At 32.6% G+C, this 25,855-nt stretch carries 21 protein-coding genes; 4 read left to right on the top strand and 17 right to left on the bottom strand.

Annotated features, from left to right (window positions below):
* Positions 1-105: 105 nt before the first annotated feature.
* From rlmD to gatC, 6 genes are all read right to left on the bottom strand, one after another.
* The gene (gene rlmD, locus LQ694_RS09220) at positions 106-1,479 is read right to left on the bottom strand and encodes a 23S rRNA (uracil(1939)-C(5))-methyltransferase RlmD (protein ID WP_096792090.1); all 1,374 of its coding nucleotides are present in this window, start codon (positions 1,477-1,479) and stop codon (positions 106-108) included.
* A gap of 60 nt (positions 1,480-1,539) precedes the next feature.
* Positions 1,540-2,505, bottom strand: a complete 966-nt coding sequence (locus tag LQ694_RS09225; protein ID WP_239771999.1) for a diacylglycerol kinase — start codon at positions 2,503-2,505, stop codon at positions 1,540-1,542.
* A 71-nt stretch (positions 2,506-2,576) separates the two neighbouring features.
* Positions 2,577-4,028 carry a helicase HerA-like domain-containing protein gene (locus LQ694_RS09230; RefSeq protein WP_196968520.1) on the bottom strand — a complete coding sequence of 484 codons (1,452 nt, stop codon included), beginning with the start codon at positions 4,026-4,028 and terminating at the stop codon, positions 2,577-2,579.
* Between the two features lie 345 nt (positions 4,029-4,373).
* The gene (gene gatB, locus LQ694_RS09235; RefSeq protein ID WP_037590579.1) at positions 4,374-5,801 is read right to left on the bottom strand and encodes an Asp-tRNA(Asn)/Glu-tRNA(Gln) amidotransferase subunit GatB; all 1,428 of its coding nucleotides are present in this window, start codon (positions 5,799-5,801) and stop codon (positions 4,374-4,376) included.
* Between the two features lie 6 nt (positions 5,802-5,807).
* Positions 5,808-7,274 carry an Asp-tRNA(Asn)/Glu-tRNA(Gln) amidotransferase subunit GatA gene (gene gatA / locus LQ694_RS09240; protein ID WP_096792088.1) on the bottom strand — a complete coding sequence of 489 codons (1,467 nt, stop codon included), beginning with the start codon at positions 7,272-7,274 and terminating at the stop codon, positions 5,808-5,810.
* A gap of 3 nt (positions 7,275-7,277) precedes the next feature.
* Positions 7,278-7,577 carry an Asp-tRNA(Asn)/Glu-tRNA(Gln) amidotransferase subunit GatC gene (gatC, locus tag LQ694_RS09245; protein WP_025905135.1) on the bottom strand — a complete coding sequence of 100 codons (300 nt, stop codon included), beginning with the start codon at positions 7,575-7,577 and terminating at the stop codon, positions 7,278-7,280.
* 166 nt (positions 7,578-7,743) lie between these two features.
* On the opposite strand from gatC, the gene putP (LQ694_RS09250) reads away from it, so the two are divergent.
* Both putP (LQ694_RS09250) and putP (LQ694_RS09255) read left to right on the top strand, forming a co-directional pair.
* Positions 7,744-9,273: a sodium/proline symporter PutP gene (putP, locus tag LQ694_RS09250; RefSeq protein WP_196968519.1), complete on the top strand. Its 1,530-nt coding sequence runs from the start codon at positions 7,744-7,746 to the stop codon at positions 9,271-9,273.
* A 252-nt stretch (positions 9,274-9,525) separates the two neighbouring features.
* Positions 9,526-11,058, top strand: coding sequence for a sodium/proline symporter PutP (putP, locus tag LQ694_RS09255; RefSeq protein ID WP_096792086.1), 1,533 nt, complete (start codon positions 9,526-9,528; stop codon positions 11,056-11,058).
* Between the two features lie 285 nt (positions 11,059-11,343).
* On the opposite strand, the gene LQ694_RS09260 is transcribed toward putP (LQ694_RS09255), so the two are convergent.
* The 11 genes from LQ694_RS09260 to LQ694_RS09310 form a co-directional block, all read right to left on the bottom strand.
* A complete protein-coding gene (locus LQ694_RS09260) occupies positions 11,344-12,531 on the bottom strand; it encodes a CamS family sex pheromone protein (protein WP_196968518.1) in 1,188 nt (395 codons plus the stop codon).
* Positions 12,532-12,542: 11 nt separating this feature from the next.
* Complete coding sequence (gene ligA, locus LQ694_RS09265) at positions 12,543-14,546, bottom strand: NAD-dependent DNA ligase LigA (protein ID WP_196968517.1); 2,004 nt, start codon at positions 14,544-14,546, stop codon at positions 12,543-12,545.
* A 3-nt stretch (positions 14,547-14,549) separates the two neighbouring features.
* A complete protein-coding gene (pcrA, locus tag LQ694_RS09270) occupies positions 14,550-16,730 on the bottom strand; it encodes a DNA helicase PcrA (RefSeq protein ID WP_196968516.1) in 2,181 nt (726 codons plus the stop codon).
* A 12-nt stretch (positions 16,731-16,742) separates the two neighbouring features.
* Positions 16,743-17,426: a heptaprenylglyceryl phosphate synthase gene (gene pcrB, locus LQ694_RS09275; protein WP_196968515.1), complete on the bottom strand. Its 684-nt coding sequence runs from the start codon at positions 17,424-17,426 to the stop codon at positions 16,743-16,745.
* Between the two features lie 289 nt (positions 17,427-17,715).
* Positions 17,716-18,414 carry a M15 family metallopeptidase gene (locus LQ694_RS09280; RefSeq protein ID WP_196968514.1) on the bottom strand — a complete coding sequence of 233 codons (699 nt, stop codon included), beginning with the start codon at positions 18,412-18,414 and terminating at the stop codon, positions 17,716-17,718.
* Positions 18,415-18,517: 103 nt separating this feature from the next.
* Positions 18,518-18,820 carry a YerC/YecD family TrpR-related protein gene (locus LQ694_RS09285; protein WP_025905127.1) on the bottom strand — a complete coding sequence of 101 codons (303 nt, stop codon included), beginning with the start codon at positions 18,818-18,820 and terminating at the stop codon, positions 18,518-18,520.
* A gap of 78 nt (positions 18,821-18,898) precedes the next feature.
* The gene (gene purB, locus LQ694_RS09290; RefSeq protein ID WP_065381775.1) at positions 18,899-20,194 is read right to left on the bottom strand and encodes an adenylosuccinate lyase; all 1,296 of its coding nucleotides are present in this window, start codon (positions 20,192-20,194) and stop codon (positions 18,899-18,901) included.
* 199 nt (positions 20,195-20,393) lie between these two features.
* On the bottom strand, positions 20,394-20,570 hold the full coding sequence (locus tag LQ694_RS09295; RefSeq protein WP_065381774.1) for an NETI motif-containing protein: 177 nt from the start codon (positions 20,568-20,570) through the stop codon (positions 20,394-20,396).
* On the bottom strand, positions 20,560-21,129 hold the full coding sequence (locus LQ694_RS09300) for a DUF2179 domain-containing protein (protein ID WP_025905125.1): 570 nt from the start codon (positions 21,127-21,129) through the stop codon (positions 20,560-20,562). The genes LQ694_RS09295 and LQ694_RS09300 overlap by 11 nt, the downstream gene beginning before the upstream one ends.
* A 64-nt stretch (positions 21,130-21,193) precedes the next feature.
* Positions 21,194-22,015, bottom strand: coding sequence for an ammonia-dependent NAD(+) synthetase (gene nadE, locus LQ694_RS09305; protein WP_196968513.1), 822 nt, complete (start codon positions 22,013-22,015; stop codon positions 21,194-21,196).
* On the bottom strand, positions 22,012-23,487 hold the full coding sequence (locus LQ694_RS09310; RefSeq protein WP_096792080.1) for a nicotinate phosphoribosyltransferase: 1,476 nt from the start codon (positions 23,485-23,487) through the stop codon (positions 22,012-22,014). The genes nadE and LQ694_RS09310 overlap by 4 nt, the downstream gene beginning before the upstream one ends.
* Positions 23,488-23,631: 144 nt before the next feature.
* Here LQ694_RS09310 and LQ694_RS09315 point away from each other — a divergent pair, with 144 nt between their 5' ends.
* Both LQ694_RS09315 and LQ694_RS09320 read left to right on the top strand, forming a co-directional pair.
* Complete coding sequence (locus tag LQ694_RS09315) at positions 23,632-24,801, top strand: MFS transporter (protein ID WP_058611136.1); 1,170 nt, start codon at positions 23,632-23,634, stop codon at positions 24,799-24,801.
* 221 nt (positions 24,802-25,022) lie between these two features.
* The gene (locus LQ694_RS09320; RefSeq protein WP_058611137.1) at positions 25,023-25,853 is read left to right on the top strand and encodes an ATP phosphoribosyltransferase regulatory subunit; all 831 of its coding nucleotides are present in this window, start codon (positions 25,023-25,025) and stop codon (positions 25,851-25,853) included.
* The last annotated feature ends 2 nt before the right edge of the window (positions 25,854-25,855 follow it).

Consider the following 25,855-nt stretch of genomic DNA (forward strand, 5'->3'; position numbering starts at 1 on the left):
GTTGAAAAAAGCTTGATATAAGCGCATTTTCAATTCAGTCAGCTACTGCCAAGATACTAAAAGAGACTGAGACATTCCATTATATCCCAATCTCCTTAGTGAATGCTATTCTGTTATTTTTTCGATTAAAGCAACTGTTTCGACGTGTGTTGTATGTGGAAACATATCTACTGGTGTGATTTCTTTTAGTTGATAACCGCTATTTTTCAACAATTCTACATCCCTCACCTGTGTTGCAGGGTTACATGAAATATACACGATTCTTTTTGGAGATAATTCGATTAATGTTTCAATAAATGTTTGATCGCATCCTTTTCTTGGTGGATCGACCATTACAACTTCTGGCTTAATACCTTCTTGTTGCCATTTTAAGATGATTTCTTCTGCTTTTCCTGCTTCCCATGTCGCATTATCTATATTGTTGATTTGCGCATTTTCTTTTGCGTTTTCTATTGCTTGTTCGACGACTTCCACACCATAAACGTGTTTCGCTTTTTGTGACATGTATGAACCGATTGTCCCAATACCACAATATGCATCAATGACAGTTTCTTCTCCATCTAATTGTGCATATTCTAACGCTTTATGATAAAGTTTTTCTGTTTGTGTTGGGTTGATTTGATAGAAAGAAGTGTCGGATATTTTAAATTCATATTCAGAAAGTTTATCTGTAATGGTATCTTTCCCGTATAAAGTATATGACGTATGTCCCATAATAACATTTGATTTTTCTAAATTAATATTATGTTTAATGCTGACCACATTTTCAAATTCAGTTTGAATAAAATCAATTATTTTATTTTTATGGCTAAGTTGTTTACTATTCGTTACGAATATAACCATTGTTTCTCCAGTATAATAACCAGTTCTCAAGATGATATGTCTTAATTCACCTTTGTGCTTTTGTTCATTATAAATACTGATGTTTGTTTCATCTAAAAGTCGTTTAAGTTTCTTCATAATTAAATCATGTTTTTCATCTTGAATCATACAATGATCTATATTCACGATATCATGACTTCTTTGTCTATAGAATCCTAGTTCAATTTCACCAGATTTATTTTTCCCGACTGGTATTTGTGATTTATTACGATAATGCCAAGGATTCTCCATTCCAACTGTATCGTGAATAATTGTATCTTCAAAATGTGATTTTCTCTTGAATAGATTAATCACTTGTTCTTTTTTCATTTCTAATTGCGCTGTGTAGCTTAAATGTTGAAGTTGACATCCACCACAAACTTTATAATATTCACAAGGTGGTTCAATTCTGTCCTTTGATGCTTCTTCAATGGAGATTAATTTACCAATAGCAAATTGTTTTTTCACTTTGATAACTTTAAATGAAATGGTTTCATCTTTAATTGCATTTGGTACGAAAATTGGATAACGATCGAATTTAACTACACCATGCCCTTCATGTGTAAAATCGATAACCTCTCCAGTATATATTTCATTCTTATTTACGACTCCTGCCATATTAACTCCCTCTTTCACGATAAACATAGAAAAAAGGGACAAAATAATGTCCCTATGTATTTATTCTTCTGTTTGTTCTTCGTGTAGTCTTTCTCGTTCTCTTTCTACTGTTTCAATTCCGTGCTCTCTCTTAACCCTTTCAAGTTTAGAAAAGACTTGTATATGTTGTTTTAAGTTTAAGAAATTAGCAGGTAATACGCCACCAAATTCACCATCAACATTTAATTGAATTTGCTCAAATGATGAGACATTAATTGTTTTAGCTTTTGTGTAATGAACTTTCGGATGATTGATATGATCACCTCTAGAAGCCAATGTCATAATATGTCCAAGTTCAGCTATATTCACTTTCTCTAATATAAGCAAAGTAAAATTACCATCATTAATATCAGCATCTGGTACAAGCTTTTCAAAGCCACCTATTGAATTCGTTAAGCCAATTAAAAACATCATCGCTTCGCCTTGGAATACATTACCATCATATTCGATACGTATATCAGTCGCTTTAATTTGTGGTAACATCTCTAAGCCTTTAATGTAATAAGCGAGTGGTCCAACCATTGTTTTCAATTTACTTGGCGCTTCATAAGAAACTTCTGTTATTTTACCGCCACCAGCAATATTAATAAAATAGCGATTGTTCATTTTACCAACATCTACAGGTACAAGATCACCTTTAATGATTGTATCTACAGCTTCCATTATATTGTTTGGAATAAGAAGTGCTCTACCAAAATCGTTAACTGTCCCCATAGGAATTAACCCTAGTTTAGGTCGCTTCTTTGCTTCTGCAATACCATTGATAACTTCATTTAAAGTACCATCTCCACCAGCAGCAATGATAACATCATAATCATATTTTAGAGCTTCCCTAGCAGCATGTGTCGCATCTCCAGCACTTGTTGTAGCATAAGCGCTTGTCTCATAACCAGCCTGTTCTAACTTAATTAATACATCAGGTAATGCTCTTTTAAATAACTCTCTTCCTGATGTTGGGTTGTAAATGATTCTAGCTTTTTTCTTCATTATGATCCCTCTTGTATATTCTTATATCTTTATATTAAAGCATATACTAAATATAAGAAAGCAAAAAATAATTAGCGTCTTTTCGTTCCAAATATATTACGTACGATTTCTCTACCAATTTGTCTTCCAACTGTTGATAAGAATTTAGATGTTTCTTTTTGGAATTGTGAAGGTTTTTCTTTCTTCTTAGATGTTGTTTCTTTCTTAGTTGACTGTGATTTCTTAGTTTTTGGTTCTTCTTCAGGTTGCTTTTCAATTTTATTTTGTAACATTTCATATGCACTTTCACGATCAAACGTTTCTTTATACGTTTCATTTAATGACGCATTTTCAATTAAATCTTTTTTAACAGATTCATCGATTACACCAATTTTACTTTCAGGTGGACGAATAAATGCACGTTCAACAACATTCGGTTGCCCTTCATCATTTAAGAATGAAATCAACGCTTCCCCAGTTTTCAATTCTCCGATTACTTGAGCAGTGTCAAAGCTTTCATTTTGACGGAAAGTTTGTGCAGCGCTTTTAATCGCTTTTTGATCTTTAGGTGTATAACTTCTAAGTGCATGTTGTACTCTATTTCCTAGTTGTCCGAGAACTGACTCTGGAATATCAATTGGATTTTGAGTTACGAAATAAATACCTACACCTTTAGAACGAATTAAACGTACAACTTGTTCAACTTTTTCAATTAACTCTTTAGAGCTGTCATTAAATAAAAGGTGGGCTTCATCAAAGAAGAATACAATTTTTGGTTTTTCGGGATCTCCTACTTCTGGAAGACTCTCAAATAGTTCAGATAATAACCATAATAAGAACGTTGCATATAATTTAGGCTTTTGATATAAAACAGATGCATCAAGTACATTGATCATACCTCTGCCTGAATCATCAAACTTAATAAAATCTTCTAATTGTAATGCAGGTTCTCCGAAGAACGTTTCAGCACCTTCAGATTCTAATCTTAATAATGCACGTTGAATTGCACCAATTGATGCAGAGGAAATATTTCCATACTTCTCAGCATACTCCGCTCTATTTTCATTAATTTCTTTTAAAAGTGCTTTAAAATCTTTCATATCAATCAGAAGCAGACCACTTTCATCAGCAACTTTAAATACAATATCTAACACACCTAATTGAGTATTATTTAAATCTAATAACTTACCAATTAATAGCGGACCCATTTCTGTAATTGTTGTACGAACAGGTACACCCGTTTTTTGAAATACATCAAATAACGTTACAGGAAAAGCATTATTTTCATAATCATCAATTTTCATCATATCAATACGTTCTTGAACTTTATCATTGATAGAGCCAGCCTCAGCAATACTTGAGATATCCCCTTTAACATCTGACATAAAGACTGGAACACCAGCTTTAGAAAATTGTTCAGCCAATACTTTTAAAGTAATTGTTTTACCAGTACCAGTAGCACCAGCAATCAAACCATGTCTATTAGCTTGACCTAACTCTAAATTAATTTCATTTTCATTTTTAGCTATTTTAATTTGCGTCATATGTAGTTACGCCTCCATCGTCATTATGATTTAATACTATTGTACTTCAACACACCAACCATGCAAGTAATTAGATATAGAATTTGCAATTTAATAAGATTAAGAATTGATGGTGGTATATCATTCATTATTCAGGTTTTGGTAGTTAGGTGGGCGCTAACTTTCATTATTCCGAATTCTGGTAATTAGAACGCTGTAACTTCCATTATTCTGAATTGTGGTAATTAGAGAGACAACTCTTACGGACATTTCTCGGAATTCTGTCCTTAACGATACGCCACCTTCATATACAAAAAAATCTCGTCACGAGTAATTCACCTTGTGACGAGATTTTCTTAATATTTATTATCTTTTTTCTAATTCTGATTTTAGTAATTGGTTAACGATTTGTGGGTTTGCTTGGCCTTTTGAAATTTTCATAATTTGACCTACTAAGAAGCCCATCGCTTTACCTTTACCATTTTTAAAGTCTTCTACTGATTGTGGATTGTTATCTAATGCTTCTGTAACGAATCCTAATAGTGTTGCTTCATCAGATATTTGTACAAGACCTTTGTCTTTCATAATTTGATGTGCGTCTCCACCGTTTTCAGCTAATTCAGGGAATACTTTCTTAGCAATTTTACTACTCATTGTGCCATCTTCAATAAGTTTAATCATACCTGCTAAGTTTTCTGGTGTTAATGCAGTATCTTGTAATTCGATTTGATTTTTATTTAAGTATTCATTAACGCCACCCATTAACCAGTTAGATGTTAACTTAACGTCTGCACCATGCTCAATTGCTGCTTCAAAGAAATCTGACATTTCTTTAGTTAATGTTAATACATGTGCATCATAAGCTGGTAATCCTAATTCATTAACATAACGTTCTTTACGTACGTCTGGTAAATCTGGGATTGTTTGACGTACACGTTCTTTCCACTCATCATCAACGTATAATGGTACTAAGTCTGGCTCTGGGAAGTAACGATAGTCATCTGAACCTTCTTTAACACGCATTAAAATTGTTTCGCCTGTTGATTCATTGAAACGACGTGTTTCTTGTAAAATTTCTCCACCAGCTAATAATACTTCTGCTTGGCGTTTTTCTTCATGTTCAAGACCTTTACGGACATAGTTAAATGAGTTTAAGTTTTTAAGCTCAGCTTTTGTACCGAATTCTTCTTGACCATATGGGCGTAATGAAATGTTGGCATCACAACGTAATGAACCTTCTTCCATTTTACAATCTGATACGCCTGTATATTGAATAATTGCACGTAATTTTTCTAAGTATGCATATGCTTCTTTAGGAGAACGAATATCAGGTTCAGAAACGATTTCAATTAAAGGTGTTCCTTGACGGTTTAAATCAACTAAAGAATATCCATCTTTATGTGTTAATTTACCTGCATCTTCCTCCATGTGTAAACGTGTGATACCAATACGTTTAGTTTCTCCATCTACTTCAATATCAATCCAACCATTTTCACCAATTGGTTGATCGAATTGAGAAATTTGATAAGCTTTTGGATTATCTGGATAGAAATAGTTTTTTCTATCAAATTTAGATTCTTTCGCAATATCCATATTTAATGCCATTGCTGCACGCATAGCCCAATCAACAGCTGTCTTATTTACAACTGGTAATACGCCGGGATATGCTAAGTCAATAACGTTTGTATTTGTATTAGGTTCCGCACCAAAATGAGCGGGTGATGGTGAAAACATTTTTGATTCTGTTTTTAATTCGACGTGAACTTCTAAGCCGATAATTGTTTCAAAATGCATTCAGTTTCACACTCCTTGTAAAGTTTTATAGTCATCATGTAAGTTATATTGTGTTTCATATTGATAAGCAACTTTGTATATTGTTTTTTCATCGAATGGTTTACCAACAATTTGTAAACCAATTGGACGACCATTTGATTTACCACAAGGAATAGAGATTGATGGTACACCTGCTAAGTTAACTGGAATAGTTAAAATATCATTAGCGTACATTGTTAATGGATCATCAATTTGTTCACCAATATTGAATGCTGTCGTTGGTGCAGTTGGTCCTACGATAACATCATAGTCTTCAAATACTTTTTCGAAGTCTTGTTTGATTAATGTACGAACTTTTTGAGCTTTTTTGTAGTAAGCATCGTAATAACCTGAACTTAATGCGAATGTTCCAAGCATAATACGACGTTTAACTTCGTCTCCAAAACCTTCACCACGAGATTTTTTGTATAGTTCTTCTAGTGTATTTGCTGATTTTGAATGATAACCATAACGGATACCATCAAATCTAGCTAAGTTAGCTGATGCTTCAGAAGATGCAATAATATAGTAACTTGCTACACCATACTTAGTATTTGGTAATGATACGCGATCAACTGTAGCACCTAAAGATTCTAAAGTTTTAACAGCTTCATTAACTGAGTTCTTAACTTCTTCAGATACACCAGAGCCAATGAATTCTTCTGGTACAGCTACTTTTAAGCCTTTAATATCTTTACCAATTTCAGACGTAAAGTCTACATCTTCGATCGGTGCACTTGTTGAATCTTGTGCATCATGTCCAGAAATCGTTTCTAAAATTAATGCGTTATCTTTAACACTACGTGTAATAGGTCCAATTTGATCTAATGAAGAAGCAAATGCTACTAGACCAAAACGTGATACACGGCCATATGTAGGTTTCATACCAACAACACCACAGTATGATGCTGGTTGACGGATTGAACCACCAGTATCTGAACCTAATGCAAATGGTACTAAGCTTGCTGCAACAGCTGCTGCTGAACCACCTGATGAACCACCTGGTACGGCTTTATGGTCAAATGGATTAACAGTTGTCTTGAAATAAGAGTTCTCATTTGATCCACCCATAGCAAATTCATCCATGTTAAGTTTACCAACTAAAATACCATTTTCAGCATTTAATTTATTCATAACTGTTGATTCATATATAGGAATAAAGCCTTCTAACATTTTACTTGCACATGTAGTTTCTACACCTTCAGTAATAATATTGTCTTTGATACCCATTGGAATACCAAATAGCTTACCTTCCATTTTGCCTTCAGCTTGTAATTTATCTTGTTCTTCAGCTTTTTTAATTGCTTGTTCTTTATCTAAAGCTAAGAATGCTTTAATATTTGCGTCGTCTGCTTCTATCGCATCAAAAATATCTCTAACAATTTCAGATGGCTTAATTTCATTATTTTTAATCATTTCTGATAAACTTTCAATTGTTTCATAACGAATTGTCATGCTTTAGTCCTCCTCGTTCATAATTGCTGGAACTTTAAATTGCCCCGCTTCTTTTTCTTTCGCATTAAGTAATGCTTGTTCTTGAGGAATTCCTGATTCACTCTTATCTTCTCTTAGAACATTTTGTAAGTCTAATACGTGGAATGTTGGTTCAACATTTTCAGTATCAACTTCATCTAATTGTCCTGCAAAGTTTAAGATCTTTTCTAAAGATTGTGTGAATTCATTGACTTCGTCTTGTGAAACTTCAAGTCTAGCTAAATTAGCAACATGTTCAACTTGCTCAGATGTTACCTTCGTCATGTGCGACGCCTCCTTAGTTAATCTAACATCATATAATTTTAACAAATTTTCATATAAAAATCTAAAGTTATTAAAAATTAACTACATGAAAGCGCATACATTGTGTATAATAAATTATCAGAATTTTTTTCTGAATTTTATGTCAATGAGTGAGAGGTGGTTTTTCATGTTTATACTTGGAAATACTTTTAAGAATGTCAAAGTCGAAACTTCTTGGGAAACATACGTTATGATTGCTATTTATTTTGCCATTTTATTAGCAATTGGATTTTATGCTTACAAACGTTCGACAAGTACGCTTGATGAATATATGTTAGGCGGCAGAGATTTAGGTGCACTTGTTACTGCCCTATCAGCAGGTGCTTCAGACATGAGTGGCTGGATGATTATGGGGTTACCAGGATCTGTATATAGTATCGGTCTATCAGCAACTTGGATTGCCATTGGCCTTACAATTGGTGCTTGGCTTAATTACATACTCGTAGCATCACGTTTAAGAATTTATACTGAACTGACTGATAACGCTATTACTTTACCTGACTTTTTTGAAAAAAGATTATCAGATAATACAAGAATCGTTAAAGTCATTTCAGGGTTAGTTATCGTTGTATTCTTCACGTTATACACACATTCTGGAATGGTCGCTGGTGGCGTACTATTTAATAGTGCATTTGGACTAGATTATCATGTTGGTTTATTTATAGCCGCTAGTATTGTTATTTTGTATACACTTTTCGGCGGTTATTTAGCTGTATCATTAACAGACTTCTTCCAAGGTGTCATTATGATCTTAGCATTGGTATTAGTGCCTATCGTTGCGTTGTTAAAGTTAAATGGTCTCGACACGTTTAGTGAAGTTGGTGATTTAAAACCTACGAATTTAGATTGGTTCAAAGGAACAACTACAGTTGGTATCATCAGTTTACTAGCTTGGGGATTAGGATACTTCGGTCAACCACATATTATAGTACGTTTTATGTCTATTAAAACACATAAACTAATGCCTAGAGCACGTAGAATTGGTATTTCATGGATGGCAATTTCTTTATTAGGTGCTTGTGTGACTGGGTTAATTGGTATAGCTTTTGTTGAACATACTAATATAGAAGTTAAAAACCCAGAAACAATCTTTATCGTAATGAGTCAAATTTTATTCCATCCACTCATTGCAGGGTTCTTCTTAGCAGCAATTTTAGCTGCGATTATGAGTACAATTTCATCACAGCTTCTTGTAACATCTAGTGCATTAACGCAAGACTTCTACATGTTATTGCGCAGAAAAACATTACAAGATAAAAGTCATGAAAAGGAATTCGTTCTTGTAGGACGCTTATCAGTTTTACTTGTATCAATCGTTGCGATGTACATCGCGTGGAATCCAAATGATACAATTTTGAATTTAGTTGGTAATGCTTGGGCTGGATTTGGCGCAGCATTTGGACCTTTAGTATTATTATCACTATATTGGAAACGTCTAACTAAATACGGCGCGATTGCAGGAATTTTGACTGGTTCATTAGTCGTTATTTTCTGGATACTCATGAAAGATCAAGGTGGTATTTTTGAATTTTACGAAATCATACCTGGATTTATTTCAAGTATTATCGTAACAGTTATTGTGAGCTTAATGACGAAACCACCTGTTGAAAATGACCTTAAAAAGTTTGATGACATGGAACAAATTTTAAAAAACTAAAAATTTTAAAAAAAGTTTACATCGTAATTTTATGAGCAAAATAAGTCATAAGCATATCCTTTGTAAACATTTACACCGCAAGGCATAGAGCAATATAAAAATTCAAAAAATATGAACAAATTGTGACACCATTCTACATAAATGATAAACTGAATATACGGATAATTTACTTTTTACCCTTTGATTATTATTTCATTTGTGTATAATGGTCAACGTGCAACTTTAAAATACATAAAATAAAGGAGCGGGATTATGTTTATTTTAGGACAAATTGATGCGAGTGCTGGAGTTGCTTCAGGCTGGCAAACTTATTTCATGATTATAGTCTATTTTCTTGTTCTATTAGCAATTGGTTATTATGCTTATAAACAATCAACAAGCAATTTAGATGAGTACATGTTAGGTGGCCGTAGTATAGGTCCTTATGTAACAGCATTATCCGCTGGTGCATCCGATATGAGTGGTTGGATGATTATGGGACTTCCTGGTGAAGTTTACAGTATTGGATTATCAGCAACTTGGCTTGCTATCGGTTTAACAGTAGGTGCATGGTTAAATTACATATTAGTCGCACCGAAATTACGTGTATATACTGAACATACTGGAAACGCTATTACGATTCCAGATTTCTTCGAGAAACGTGTCGCAGATAATACACATGCTTTAAAAATTATTTCAGGTATTATCATTGTCGTATTCTTTACGCTATATACTTCAGTTGGTATGGTATCAGGTGGTACTTTATTCGAAAGTGCATTCGGTATGGATTATCGTCTTGGTATTATCTTAACTGGTGGTATCGTTGTATTATATACATTCTTCGGAGGATATTTAGCTGTTTCTCTAACAGACTTCTTCCAAGGTGTGATCATGTTAATAGCGATGGTTATGGTACCAATCGCTGCATTATTAACTTTAAACGGGTTAGATACTTTCCACACTGTAGCAGAAGTTAAACCAACTAACTTAGATTGGTTTAAAGGAACTTCAGTTGTAAGTATTATAGGATTAATTGCATGGGGACTTGGTTATTTTGGACAACCACATATTATTGTAAGATTTATGTCTATTAAATCACATAAACAATTACCAACAGCAAGAAGATTCGGTATTGGTTGGATGGCTATTTCATTATTAGGTGCATGTTTAGTTGGTTTAACTGGTATTGCATACATTCATGATACAAGCCAAACAATTGATAACCCAGAAACAATCTTCATCTTAATGAGTCAAGTGTTATTCCACCCATTAGTTGGCGGGTTCTTCTTAGCAGCAATTTTAGCAGCTATTATGAGTACAATTTCATCTCAATTACTCGTTACATCAAGTGCTTTAACACAAGACTTCTATAAAATCATAACTAAAAAACGTGGTTATGAACCAGATAGAGATAAAGAATTTGTTATGGTAGGTAGATTTGCAGTATTAGCTGTAGCAGTCGTGGCAATATTACTTGCTTGGACTCCAAACGACACTATCCTTAACCTTGTAGGTAATGCTTGGGCAGGATTCGGTGCAGCATTTGGACCACTTGTATTAATGTCATTATACTGGAAAGGCTTAACGAAAAATGGTGCAATCGCAGGTATGGTTACGTCTTCAATCGTCGTACTATTCTGGATTATGATGAAAAGTCATGGCGGTATTTTCGAATTATACGAAATTATCCCAGGATTCTTCACAAACATCGTCGTTACAGTTATTGTAAGTTCATTTACTAAGAAGCCAGACAAAGAAGTTATTGATAACTTAGATCGCATGAAACGTATCTTAAAAGAAGATTAATATGGAAGAGACTGGTACATAAAATGTGCCAGTCTTTTTTGTATGGAAAAATATTTGTATATGAGGGGATCTATGTTGCTTGTTTAGGGAGTCTTGCAATATACAAGGCGCCTATTTATCTTGTTTTACCAGTCTTGATAAATACAAGGCGTCTATTTATCTTGTTTGGCCTGTCTTGATAAATACAAGGTCCTGAACATTGCTTGTCGCACCTCTCTTGCAATATTCAGACCTCCAACAATATGAAAAAGAGTCTGGAACATTCCTCTGTTCCAGACTCTTTCCCTATTTATAAATATGAATTTGTGGTTCGTCATCGTCTTTAGTCTTCGTAATTAATGCTTGTGGTTCTTCTCCGTCTACGATAGATATTTCTAAATCATCTATACCTTTAAAGTATTTTTGAGATAGGTCTGCTACGTATTGAGTCACACCAATTACTTCTGCTTTTCCATAATAATCAAGTGGTACTTTTATTTCTAATTCTGTCAGTTTATCGTCATCAAATTTACCTGTTCCTACTGATTGTGTAAAGTTCGGGAAATATTTTTGTAAGTCTTGATTAAACTGTTCAAAATTAGAATTTAAATTTTCATCTAAATCTGATGCATCGCTTGATGGGATTGTGACATATTTTTGGTTCATCTTTTCCCAACTTTTAACGTTACGCTTACCGCCTTCACTAGAGGCATAAGAAACAAATTTGCCTGGTTTGATGTCACCTTCTCCAGACTGTATGAATATACCAAAGTTAATCGGAATATTTTTAAGATCATCTCTTACACGAAGACGTGAAAGGATTTCTTCAGCCATCTCTTTACCTTTTTTCTCTACTTCTTTATTATCAAGTTTCTTCGTATATGTTTCGCCGTATTCTTCTTTTTGGTAAACATATTCACTATTCATGGCTAAACCAATCGTCATACCAGAAATTTTTTGTTTTTTAGCATCACTTTCTGTGAAGTAATCTTGTTCGATGATATGTGATAAATATGTAGGTGAATTCTCAGCTATTTTTTCAGGATCTGTTTCTCCTTTATGAGTTGGATTCAAACCTAAGTTTTCTCTTGCATTATTTTGTTCTTTTTCATCATCACTCATATCTTTAATTTCTGCTTTTGTATATTTAGGTGCTAAATATGCTCTCACAGTATCTTTATCTAAGAACTGGCCATCTCTGTATAAGTAATCATCAGGTGAAAATGTTTGTTTACTTATATCTAACAATCCACTTTCAAATGCTTCACTGTTATAACTAGAAATCATATTATCTTGCGATAATCCTCTTGCAGCACTTACTTTAAATGGTAGTAATGTTCGATAATAATCACTGGAAATTTGCATACCTGTAGAAATTTGCTTTGTTTGCTCTTTTTCTTTATCTGATTTATCTTGATTATCTTTTTGGGTAGTATCTGATGAACATGCTGTAAGCAATATTACAGACGCTAAAATAAGAAATCCTTTTTTCATATCTTTAACCTCTATTCATTGATATTACGATATTTGTTTAACCAATCTTCTTCTGACCAAACTTCTATATTTAATTTTTCAGCTTTTTCAAGTTTGGATCCAGCATCTTCACCAGCAATAACAACATCCGTATTTTTAGTGACACTTCCTGTTACCTTTGCACCTAATGATTGAATTACTTTTGTTGCTTCAGGTCTTGTCATCTCTGTCATTTTACCAGTTAAGACGAATGTTTTTCCAGTAAAATCTGGATGACCTTCAATTTCAGATTGCTTAATACCTGTATAAGTCATGTTAACATTTTTCTGTTTAAGTTTATCGATTAATACTTTAATATCATCATTTTCCATATAAGTAACAAGTGATTGAGCCATCTTATGACCAACATCTGGTATTTCAGTTAAATCTTCTATCGTTACTTCGAATAAGCGATCAATTGTTTCATACTTTTCAGCTATTACTCGACTTGCTTTCGTACCTAAATGTCTCACACCTAAACCAAATAATAAATGCTCGAGTGATTTTTCTTTAGAAGCTTCGATTGCTGTTAATAAATTATTAACTTTCTTCTCACCCATTCTTTCCAATGGTAGTAAATCGTCTTTCGTTAAATAATATAAATCTGCAACATCTTTAATTTTATCGTTTTGATAAAGTTGTTCGATTATTTTATCTCCTAAACCGTCGATATTCATTGCTTGGCGTGATACAAAATGAATCATACCTTCTACTAATTGTGCAGAACATTTAGGGTTAATACATCTTAATGCAACTTCACCCTCTATTCTAACCAATTCATGCTCACAGCTTGGACAGTGTGTTGGCATATGATAAATTTCACTATCTTCGCTTCTTTCTTCAGCAATACTTTTAACGACTTCAGGTATAATGTCACCTGCTTTTTTGATGACAACTTTATCTCCTATACGGATATCTTTTTCATGGATTAAGTCTTCGTTATGTAATGATGCTCTAGAAACAGTTGTACCTGCCACTTTAACAGGCTCTAATATCGCAGTTGGTGTCACAACACCCGTTCTACCTATACTTAATTCTATATCTGTCAATGTTGTTAAGACTTCTTCAGCTGGGAACTTGTACGCGATTGCCCATCTTGGAGATTTCTGAGTAAATCCAAGTTCTTCTTGCTGACTTAAATCATCAACTTTAATAACAATGCCATCTATATCATATGATAAATTATTGCGCTGTTCAGTCCACTTACTTATAAAAGATAATACGCCTTCTATATCATCAAAAGTTTCTCTTTCTTTGTTTGTCTTAAATCCAAGTTCATCTAAATTATTTAATGCCTCTGATTGACTATCCGCTTCTATTTCCGTTAAGTCATTAACACTATATAAGAAAATATCGAGCTTTCTTTTAGCAGTTAATTTAGAATCAAGTTGTCTTAATGAACCAGCAGCAGCATTTCTAGGATTAGCAAATAGTTGTTCACCGTTTTGTTCTTTTTGTTCATTTAAAGAAACAAAAGATTTTCTTGGCATGTACGCTTCACCACGAACTTCAATAGAAAGTGGTTCTTTAATTGTTAAAGGAATGGCATGTATCGTTTTTAAATTCTCAGTGATATTCTCACCTGTTGTACCATCTCCACGCGTTAATCCTTGAACAAATCGTCCATTCACATACTTTAACGATACCGCTAATCCATCAATTTTTAATTCACAAGTATATCGAACATTATTCACTTTTTCTCTAACTCTTTGATCAAATTTTCTTAAATCTTCTTCATTAAAAGCATTTCCTAATGACAACATAGGTGTGTCATGATTAATTTTTTCAAATTGAGATAACGGAGGTCCACCAACTCTGACAGTTGGTGAATCGTCCGTTTTTAGTTCAGGGTGCTTGTCTTCTATAGAGATTAACTCATGCAATAATTGATCATATTCACTGTCAGGAACAGTTGGATTATCTAACACATGATATTCATGGTTATAACGATGTAACAATTGATGAAGTTCTTTAACTCTTGATTTTAAATCTTCCATAGTTTACTCCCCTTTCTTCTCAATAGGTGCAAATTGTGCTAATAAACGTTTTGGTCCTTCTTTTTTGAAAATGATATCTAATTCAACAGAACCATTTTTATCATTAACAGCACTTACCATACCTTCACCCCATGATTTATGGGTTACTTTATCTCCAACATTCCATGATGTTTCTGGTTTTTGATTCGTATTCATACGACCTGCAAAACTACGTTTAGGTGCTGATGTTTGTTTTTGCTTGAATGATGTTTTTGGTTTCACGCCATCAAGTAAATCTTCTGGAATTTCTTTTAAAAATCTTGATTTTAAGTTTGCTTGAGATCTACCAAACAATGTACGAGTTGTCGCATGAGATAAATGTAACTCTTCTTCAGCTCTCGTAATAGCCACATAAGCAATTCGGCGTTCTTCTTCCATTTCATGTTCTTCACCTGATTGAAGACTTCTAAAGTGTGGGAAAATACTTTCCTCCATACCAATAATAAATACAACTTTGAACTCTAGACCTTTTGCTGAGTGCATTGTCATCAATGTTACACCCGCTTCTAAATCTGCATCATCAACATCTGCAACAAGTGATAAGTCTGTTAAGAAGTTCATCAATGATTGTTCTTCAACTGGTGTGTTTTTCTCATAGTCTCTTGGTACAGATAAGAATTCATCAATATTCTCAAGTCTACTTTGAGATTCAATCGTTTGTTCGTTCTCTAACATACGTCTATAACCAGATTTTTCTAGTATTTGTTCTACAATTTCAGTTACAGATAAGAACTCTTGCTGTTGCATAAAGTTGTTCATCATTTCATAAAATGCTGCGCCTTCTTCAGTAACTTTTTTAGATAAACCGATAAAATCAACTTCTCCTAAAGCATCAAAGTAACTCAATTGATTCATCGCTGCATATTGAGCAATTTTTTGAACAGATGTCGGTCCAATACCTCTTTTAGGTACGTTAATGATTCTTTCAAAACTGATATCATCATTGCTATTTGAAATTAATCTTAAATAACTCAAAATATCTTTAATTTCTTTTCTGTCATAGAACTTTGTACCGCCAACCATTGTATAAGGAATATTAGATTTCATGAACGTTTCTTCAAGTACACGTGATTGAGCATTTGTTCGATATAACACGGCTATATCTTGGTTTTTATAGCCTTCTTGTTTTTTCTTTAATATTTGACGAATAACATATTCTGCTTCATCTCTTTCAGTTGTTGCTTCATAATATTTTATCTTTTCGCCTGAGTTATTATCCGTCCATAATGCTTTAGGTTTACGTTCAGCATTATTACGAATCACTTCGTTTGCTGCAGTTAAAATAGTCTTTGTTGATCTGTAGTTACGCTCCAAGAAGATTGTTTGTGCATTTGGATAGTCTTCTTCAAATGATAAAATATTTTTAATGTCTGCACCTCTCCAACCATAAATAGATTGGTCAGAGTCACCTACGACACATATATTTTCAAATTTACTTGCTAATAAATTAACGAGCGTATATTGTGCTTTGTTTGTATCTTGATATTCGTCGACATGAATATATTGGAATTTATTTTGGTAGTATTCCAATACTTCAGGCACTCTATTAAATAATTGAATCGTCATCATGATTAAATCATCAAAGTCTAATGCGTGATTTCTAAGCAATTTATCTTGGTAGCCTTTGTATACACTAGCAACCATATTTGCATGAAAATCACTAGCTTCTTTTTCAGCATCTTCAGCTGTTTTTAATTCGTTTTTTAAATTAGAAATTGCACCAATAAATGTTCTTGGGTCATATTTTTTGCTATCTATATTTTGTTTCTTTAATATTTCTTTAATAACTGATTTTTGGTCAGTCGGATCTATAATTGTAAAGTTTCTTTCAATTCCAATACGGTCAATGTCTCTTCTTAAGATTCTTACACACATTGAATGGAATGTAGATATCCAAATACTTTCAGCTTCAGGACCAACTAAATGGCTAATTCTTTCTTTCATCTCTTTAGCTGCTTTATTAGTAAATGTAATCGCCAAAACATTATAAGGAGAAACATCTTTCTCATCTAATAAATACGCAATTCTGTGCGTTAATACTCTCGTTTTACCACTACCTGCACCTGCCATAATAAGTAATGGCCCTTGAGTTGTTTTGACTGCTTGTTTCTGTTCGTCATTCATTCTATCTAACAATGCGTTCATAAAAACCTTCCTTTATTGTTTTACTTTTACAGTTTGTAAAGCTTTTTTCAAATCTTCATAAATAGCATTACCGACTACAATTATGTCAGCATATTCTGCCATTTCTTTTGCTTTTTCTAAATTATCTATACCGCCACCATAAATAAGTTGGGCGTTTTCTAAATGTTCTTTAACAGCTTTAACCTCTTCCACTTTTCCATACTTACCACTGTATTCTAAATAAAATATAGGTAAATGATATAGTTTATCTACCATTCTTGCATAACTGATTAAATCTTCTTCATCTAAATCTGTATTCGCACCTGTCAATTGCGCTACCTTACTGTCTTCATTCATAACAACATAGCCTTCTAAGAAAATTTCATCAAAATCCATCATATAGCCATATTCCTTAACAGCTTTTTGTAGCAGACCATTATGGTAGTCAACATTATTACTATTTAAAACACTCGGTAAAAAATAAAAATCAAAACCAGGCACAACACTTTCGATATTAGAAATTTCAAGTGCACAAGGTAACGGATAACGTCTAATTCTACTCATTAAATTTAGTACATTATCTTCCGTAACATTATCAGTTCCGCCAATTATAATAGCATCCGTACCAGATTCACATATTTTCATTAAGTCCTCATCTGATATAGATTTCGCTGGATCTAATTTAAATACGTGACTCCACAAATTTATATCATACATACTTAAACTCCTTTAATTATCATAAGATTAATTATAGCATTTTTAAGTTTAAATTCCGAAATGAAATAGGACAATTATCATAAAAAAAGAAGCGAAAAATTTCGCTTCTTACATTGTTTGAGATACTGTTAAGGTGAAATTGTATGTTTGTGAAGTTGTGAGGTGTGAGTTTGGTATCTCTTGGCTTTACTCATCCATTAAGCCATGACTTGGACTATCTCTTGGCTTTATTCACACATTAAGCCACAACTTCCACACTCTCATGACTATATAATCTCAATCAAAACTTCTATTTACCGTAATCAAAGTATTCTTCTAATGTTGTGTCTTGTTTATAAATTTTTTCTGCTAATTCTTTACCGACATATCTTAAATGCCATGGTTCATATTGGTATCCTGTTATTCTTTCTTTGCCTAATGGATATCTAATGATAAATCCATATTGATGTGCATGTGTCTTAATCCATTTTCCTTCATTTGTATTTCCGAATGACTTTCTAAAATCATCAGTTGCTGAATTTGAACCCACATCAAATGCTAATCCTGTCTGATGTTCTGATTGTCCTGGTTTAGCACTATATTGGTTGGCCGCTTCTTCACCATCTCTTGCTACATAATCATTATATAGTTGTTTTTGATTTTCATAAGAACGATACCCGCTTCTAAATACTAAGTCTAATCCTTCATTCGTTCCATCTTGTATCAATTTATTTAATTGATTTCTAGCAGTACTATTTTCACCAGGGGCATAATCATGTGGTAAGCCTACTTTTTTGTTTACAAAAACATGCCCATCAACATAAGTGATGCCATCTTTCTTTGTCACTTTATGTTTCTTCTCTTCTTGCTTAGTTGATTTTTGTACAGTTTCTTTTTTATCTTTTTGAGTATGTTCTTCTTTAGTTGATTGCTTATCTGTATTCTGATCGTCACTACATGCGCTTAATGCTAATGTAGATATGCCAATTATTAAAAATAATTTCTTCATGCATAAAGCTCCTTATTTCTTAAAATTTACTATTTATATACTATTTTAACCAATTAAGGCTGAGACATCCATTAATGTCTCAGCCTTACATACATATTTATGATTATTTTTCGAAGTCAATATTCATTCTTTCAAGAATCATTGTATATGCATCATTACCCCATTGCAATGAGCGTTTAACTCTTGAAATTGTTGCAGTTGAAGCACCTGATTCTTTTTCTATATGAGCATAAGTGTATCCTTGTTTAATCATTTTTGCCACTTGTAGCCTTTGTGACAATGACTGTAATTCATTAACTGTACATAAATCATCAAAAAATTGATAACATTCTTCTCTTGTCTCTAATGTCAGAACTGCATCAAATAGTTCATCTAATGCTTTTCCTCTTAATTTTTCAATTTGCAAAAAATCAACCCCTGTTTAATATAAGTTCATTAATTGCATTTTAACGCACTAACCTATTAAAGTACAGTAAAACGTGTCTTATTCTATACCTGCTCTTCTGAATATGGTATCGACTTGATTTAAATGGTGTTTCTCATTGAAGCATTCATCTAATTCATCAGCACTTAACAAGTTTGTAATTTTTTCATCTTGTTCTACTAATGTTCTAAATGGTGTTTGAGTTTCCCATGATTCCATTGCTTTTGGTTGAACGATATCATATGCTTCTTCTCTGACCATACCTTTATTAATTAACGTTAACATAACACGTTGTGAATAAATTAAACCAAATGTTTTATCGATATTACGTTTCATATTTTCTGGATATACTGTTAAACGATCAATGATATTAGTAAATCTGTTTAATGCATAATCCAATGCGATTGTTACATCTGGTAGCATAATTCTTTCAGCAGATGAATGTGAAATATCTCTTTCATGCCATAAAGGTACATTTTCATATGCAGTCGTAATATATCCTCTAATAACACGTGCTAAACCTGTAACATTTTCTGAACCAATTGGATTACGTTTATGTGGCATAGCTGAAGAGCCTTTTTGACCTTTAGCAAAAGCTTCTTCAACTTCACGTGTTTCAGTTTTTTGTAAACCACGAACTTCTACTGCAAATTTTTCAATAGATGTTGCGATTAATCCTAATGTCGCAATGTAATACGCGTGACGATCACGTTGAAGTGTTTGCGTAGAAACTGGTGCACAACCTAATCCTAATTCTGTACATACATGCTCTTCTATTTCTGGTGGAATATTTGCAAATGTACCAACTGCACCGCTCATTTTTCCAACTTCGATTTCTTCGCGAACACGTTTGAATCTTTCTAAATTACGTTTCATTTCTGTATACCAAAGTGCCATTTTAATACCAAATGTTGTTGGTTCTGCATGGACACCATGAGTTCTACCCATCATTAAAGTTGTTTTATGTTCAATTGCTTTATTTTTTAATACTTCTAAAAATTTTTCTAAGTCTTTTTCAATGATTTCATTTGCTTGTTTAATGACATAACTTAAAGCTGTGTCAACAACATCTGTTGAAGTTAAACCGTAATGTACCCATTTACGTTCTTCACCTAGAGTTTCAGAAACTTGTCTTGTGAATGCCACAACATCGTGACGTGTTTCTTGTTCAATTTCTTTAGCTCTATCAACGTCGACCTTAGCATTTTGTCTTATAAGTTTTACATCTTCTTCAGGAATGTGTCCTAATTTACTCCATGCTTCACAAGCTAGTATTTCAACTTCTAACCAAGCTTCAAAACGATTTTGTTCTGTCCAAATATTAGCCATTTCTTCTCTTGAATAACGTTCAATCATTGATAAATTCTCCTAACATATTTTAGTCATTTATAGTATAACAGACTTCTACGAACACGTACATTATTTATAAAAATTACAAAATTGTTCGTGATTTATAATTTTATTCCTAATATCTTTCATTATATATTGTAACAGTAGGAGAATAAACTAAAAGTAGAAAAAATCTGGGCCACATTCTCATGTCCCAGATTTATTGTCATTCTTTGATTTTCTTACCTACGAATTGTATTTCTTGTTTGAGAACCTCAATGTCACCATTTTCTTTCTCAATAAATACAGGTTTTTCAAATCTTTTTACAGGTGTATAACCTTGAACTTTCATTCTTTTTAGACACATTTCAATCGTTTCATTGTCTTCTACTCTAAACTTCATCCGTATCATACGCCTTTAATTTTTTGCTTCGTACACCTTTAACCCAGAATCCACCGTGTATATTCTTAGGTTCATAAGCGATTACAAAGGCTTTAGAATCTAATTGTTTAATTGTATCCATTAATTTTAATTCAAATCTACGTGGTGTTAAAATTTGCATCACTAAGCGATCACCATCTCGTCCTTTAGCAACGTAATGTGTTACACCATAACCTAAATCTCTTAACGTTCTTGGTAAATCTGTTTCATATTCAGCTGTTGTAACATTTACAACGATATATCCTAATGCAATTTTCTCTTCAATTTTCATACCGACAATTATGCCTGCAGCAAACCCAAGCGCATAAGCTAATATATTCTGAATTTGGTCAAGACTATTGATAACTAAACCTAACCCGATAACATAAACAACTACTTCAAGTACACTAACAGCAGCGGCAACATATCGATAACCTTTCAATGTTAAAATTGTTCTCATAGTTAAACAAGATACATATACTATATTAATGACAAATATAGATAGCACCATTAACCATGGATTATCTAATATAGCTGACATTTAAACCCTCCATAAATCAAAATACTGGAATCATTTTATCAAGCAAACTTATGAAAGTCACGTATTATTTTGGCCATGTATAACGGTTATAAGGCATTTCTCTTTTATGTGCATTTCTTACATAGTGATTTTGAATAATTTCTTGATCTTTTTCACTGATTTTTTTACCTTCTAAAAAGTCATCAATGGCATCATATGTTACACCTAACGCTTCTTCATCTGGTAAAGCAGGTTTATCTTCTTCTAAATCAGCAGTTGGTACTTTATTGATTAAATGATCTGGACCACCTAAATATTTTAAAATCGCTTTGCCTTGGCGTTTATTAAGTCCGAATAACGGTGCAATATCACAAGCGCCATCTCCAAATTTCGTATAGAAACCTGTGATATTTTCAGCAGAATGATCCGTACCAAGTACGAGTCCATTATTAGCTGAAGCAATTGAATATTGAACTTTCATACGTTCTCTCGCCTTTTCATTCCCTTTTTGAAAATCAGTTAATTCTACACCTGCTTCTTTTAAAGATTGAATACTCGCTTCAACCGCAGGCTTAATATTTACTGTTACACGATTACTTGGATTAATAAAATCTAATGCATCTTGTGTATCTTGTTCATCAAATTGTTCGCCATAAGGTAACCTTACTGCGATAAATGCATATTGATGATTTTCTTCAGCATTTAGTTCATCTACTGTTAATTGTGCAATTTTACCCAATAATGTCGAATCTTGCCCACCAGAAATACCTAAAACTAAAGATTTAACAAAACTATGTGCTTTAACGTAAGATTTTAAGAACTGTTTAATTTCTTCAAATTCTTTTTTTGGATCGATTGATTTTTTAACATTCATTTCTTTGGCAATGATTGATTGTAAATCTCTCATGACTCTTCCACATCCTTTATCGCTTCTGCTACTCTTTCAGCTACATCGAATATCTTTTTATTCTTATTATCCCAACATGCTTTACTCAAATCTACTGGATATTCTTCAGGATTTAAATAACGTTTATTTTCTTCCCATAATATATCTAAATTGTTAAAAGCAAATTCTCTAATTTCTTTAATTTCTGGAAGTGTGTATACGCGTTTACCATCTTTAAAAATGTCATGATGTAAATCGACAGCTTTAAAATGTTTGATATATTTCATTTTATAAGTATGAACAGGATGGAACATTTTTAGACGTTCTTCTTTATTAGGCTCTTCATCTTCTAATGTAATATAATCGCCTTCAGATTTATTCGTTTTAGTATTGATAATTCTATAAACATTTTTCTTACCAGGTGTTGTTACTTTTTCAGCATTGTTAGAAATTTTGATGCGATCTGATAATTCGCCATTTTCTTCTTCAATTGCTACAAGTTTATAGACAGCACCTAATGCTGGTTGATCATATGCTGTAATAAGTTTCGTACCGACACCCCATGCCGTTACTTTTGCACCTTGTGCTTTTAGACTTGTAATTGTTTGTTCATCTAAATCATTTGAAGCAAAGATTTTTGCATCTGTAAAGCCTGCTTCATCTAACATTCTTCTTGCTTCTTTAGATAAATAAGCGATGTCACCTGAGTCTAGTCGTATACCGATAAAATTAATTTTATCTCCTAATTCTTTTGCTACTTTAATTGCATTCGGCACACCAGATTTTAAAGTATGGAAAGTATCTACAAGAAACACGCAATTTTTATGTCTTTCAGCATATTTTTTAAACGCTGTATATTCATCATCGTATGTTTGAACCATAGAATGTGCATGTGTTCCTGAAATCGGAATACCAAATAATTTACCTGCTCTAACATTACTTGTAGAATCAAATCCACCGATCATCGCTGCTCTAGCTCCCCAAATCGCAGCATCCATTTCTTGCGCTCTTCTAGTACCAAATTCCATTACAATTTCATCACGAACAACTTGTTTAATTCTACTTGCTTTAGTCGCAATTAACGTTTGGAAATTCACGATATTTAAAAGTGCTGTTTCAATAAGTTGTGCTTGTATAAGTGGTGCTTCTACTCTAATGAGTGGCTCATTATTGAAACAAAGTTCCCCTTCTTTCATTGCTCTAATGTTCCCTGTAAATCGCAATGATTTTAAATAATCTAAATAATCATCTTGATATCCAACTTCTCTTAAATATTCAATATCTGACTCTGTAAATTTGAAATGCTCTATAAATTGCACAATTCTTTCTAATCCACTAAAAATAGCATAGCCGCTATTAAATGGCATACTTCTAAAATATAAATCAAAAATAGCAGTACGCTCATGAATACCATCATTCCAATAAGTTTCACCCATATTGATTTGATATAAATCCGTGTGTAACATCAAACTATCGTCTTCATATTTATACATTATTCAATACTCCTCAGGTTATCTAATTTTATATTATTTTATCATACTTTTTAAATTAAAAATTAAAAAGTAACTTAAATATATCAAGTCATTTATCTCTGTGATAAAATACTAAAGATGTAAAATTTAGAAGGAGGCATACAAATGAAAAACTCTTCATTCAAAAAATTATTTATTATACTTTCAATTATTGTAGCTGTCTCTGGTTTTTCACAAGGAATGCTCTTACCACTTATATCGGTCATTTTTGAACGAAATGGTATTTCAAGTTCAATGAATGGTTTACATGCAACTTCATTATATATAGGTGTATTCTTATCTTCATTTTTTATCGAAGGGCTTGTTAGAAAGTCTGGGTTTAAATATATGATATTAATTGGTGGAGCTATAGTTTCCTTATCTTTATTGTTATTTCCAACTTTAAAGACATTATCTATTTGGTTTATTTTAAGACTATTAATTGGTATTGGTGATAATATGTTACACTTTAGCACGCAAACTTGGTTAACACATATTACACCTAAAGAAAAATTAGGAAGAACGATTTCTGTATATGGTTTCAGTTTCTCAGCAGGTTTCATGTTAGGACCTCTTTTAGCTAAACTTGTTGACGTTTCGGAAGCTTTACCTTTCATCCTTTCAGCAATACTTTCATTAATAACTATTTCATTAGTGCTTTTAATACACAATGAATTCCCTTCATCTAATGTTAGACCAGTCAGTATACTAAACACTTTAAAAAACTTTGGAGATGTAATACGAACATCATGGATTGCATTTATGTTTCCATTATTATATGGATTGTTTGAAGCTGGATTACATAGTAACTTCCCTGTTTATGGTTTAAGAAATGGCCTTGATGTCACTAGTATTACGTTAATCTTACCTGCATTTAGTCTTGGTGCTATTCTTTTCCAAGTACCATTAGGCATGTTTAGTGACATTCATGGTAGAAAGAAAGTATTAACTGGATTAACATTAATCGGCAGTATCGTGTTTATGTTAGGAGACTTTTTACCAACAAGTACATTTATTATGATGGGATTATTCTTAATCGCAGGATTATTCACAGGATCTTTTTATGGATTAGGTGTAAGCTTTATGACAGATTTAACACCAAAGCATAATTTACCAGCTGGGAATTTAATGATTGCCATGTCATTTAGTGTCGGTAGTATCATTGGTCCAATGCTTGGAGGAACGATTATACAATTATCAAACGGCACAATATTCTTTACGATGATTGCTGCGTTTGTATTTATCGTGTTTATTCTATTACTCATTCATAGAACACCAACAAAAGTTGAAGCATAATTTAAGCAATTTATAAAAATTAAAATCGCATCGTTAAAACATAATGAAAACCCATAGACTTTGATCAATTCAAATGTCTATGGGTTTATTATTTATTTATTTTTTTGATATTTTAAATATTCAGAACTTTCAATTGATATGTTTCGTTATGCATGTTATAGTATCTTTTATAATTAAATAAATACTTTAACTTGGTAGAGAGTAAAAGCGAGGTTTATAATATGGATTATGTAAAATACAGAGATGACGTTATTCAAAAGAAAGAAAAAGAACTTAAATTTCTAAAATATTTTAGTGCTCGAGATTTCGAAGTGATTGATATGAGTTTCATAGAAAAGCTTCATTGGAAACAATTAACGCAAGATGATTTGAATAGTTTAGATACTAGAAGTATTTGGAAAAATGGCGATGCATTTTATAGTTTAAGAAATGATTGGACGGATCAAATCCAACATTATAGTCGTGAATATAACCTCGATGCACGTTCTGTAGCATATGCTGGCCCTATCGCAATTAATGAACATATATATACAAATTTAGGTATTGAAATTTTTAACCCTAAAAGGAATGACATGTTGCAATGTTATGAATATATACATGACTTTATCCAAAATGAACTTGATTTAAATGTTGATTTTGCGGTTATTGGACATTATCAATTATTTGATCTTTTACTTTCTAAAGAAGAACAAAACGAAGAATTATTTACGGCTATTAGTGAAAGAAATATTTCAAAAATTTCTAAACTACTATCACAAAATCATTCACTCGTACAATTACTTAAAACACCTACTCATCAACAATTAGACTTTTTAACAACTTTTGCTGATACTGACCATCCAACTTATAAATCTTTACAATATTGGAAAGCGACATTAGAAGCATCAGGCATTAACCACATACATTTAGATATTACAACAATGCCCCCAAAATCATATTATGTTGGGAGCTTCATTCAGCTTTATGAAAATAACAATAGAAATCCAATCGCTTCAGGCGGACATTATAACGGTACGTTAGAAGGTTTTGGATTTGGTATTCAACTATCATAGGA

The organism is Mammaliicoccus sp. P-M58 (assembly GCF_022386165.1).
GTDB lineage: Bacteria > Bacillota > Bacilli > Staphylococcales > Staphylococcaceae > Mammaliicoccus > Mammaliicoccus sciuri.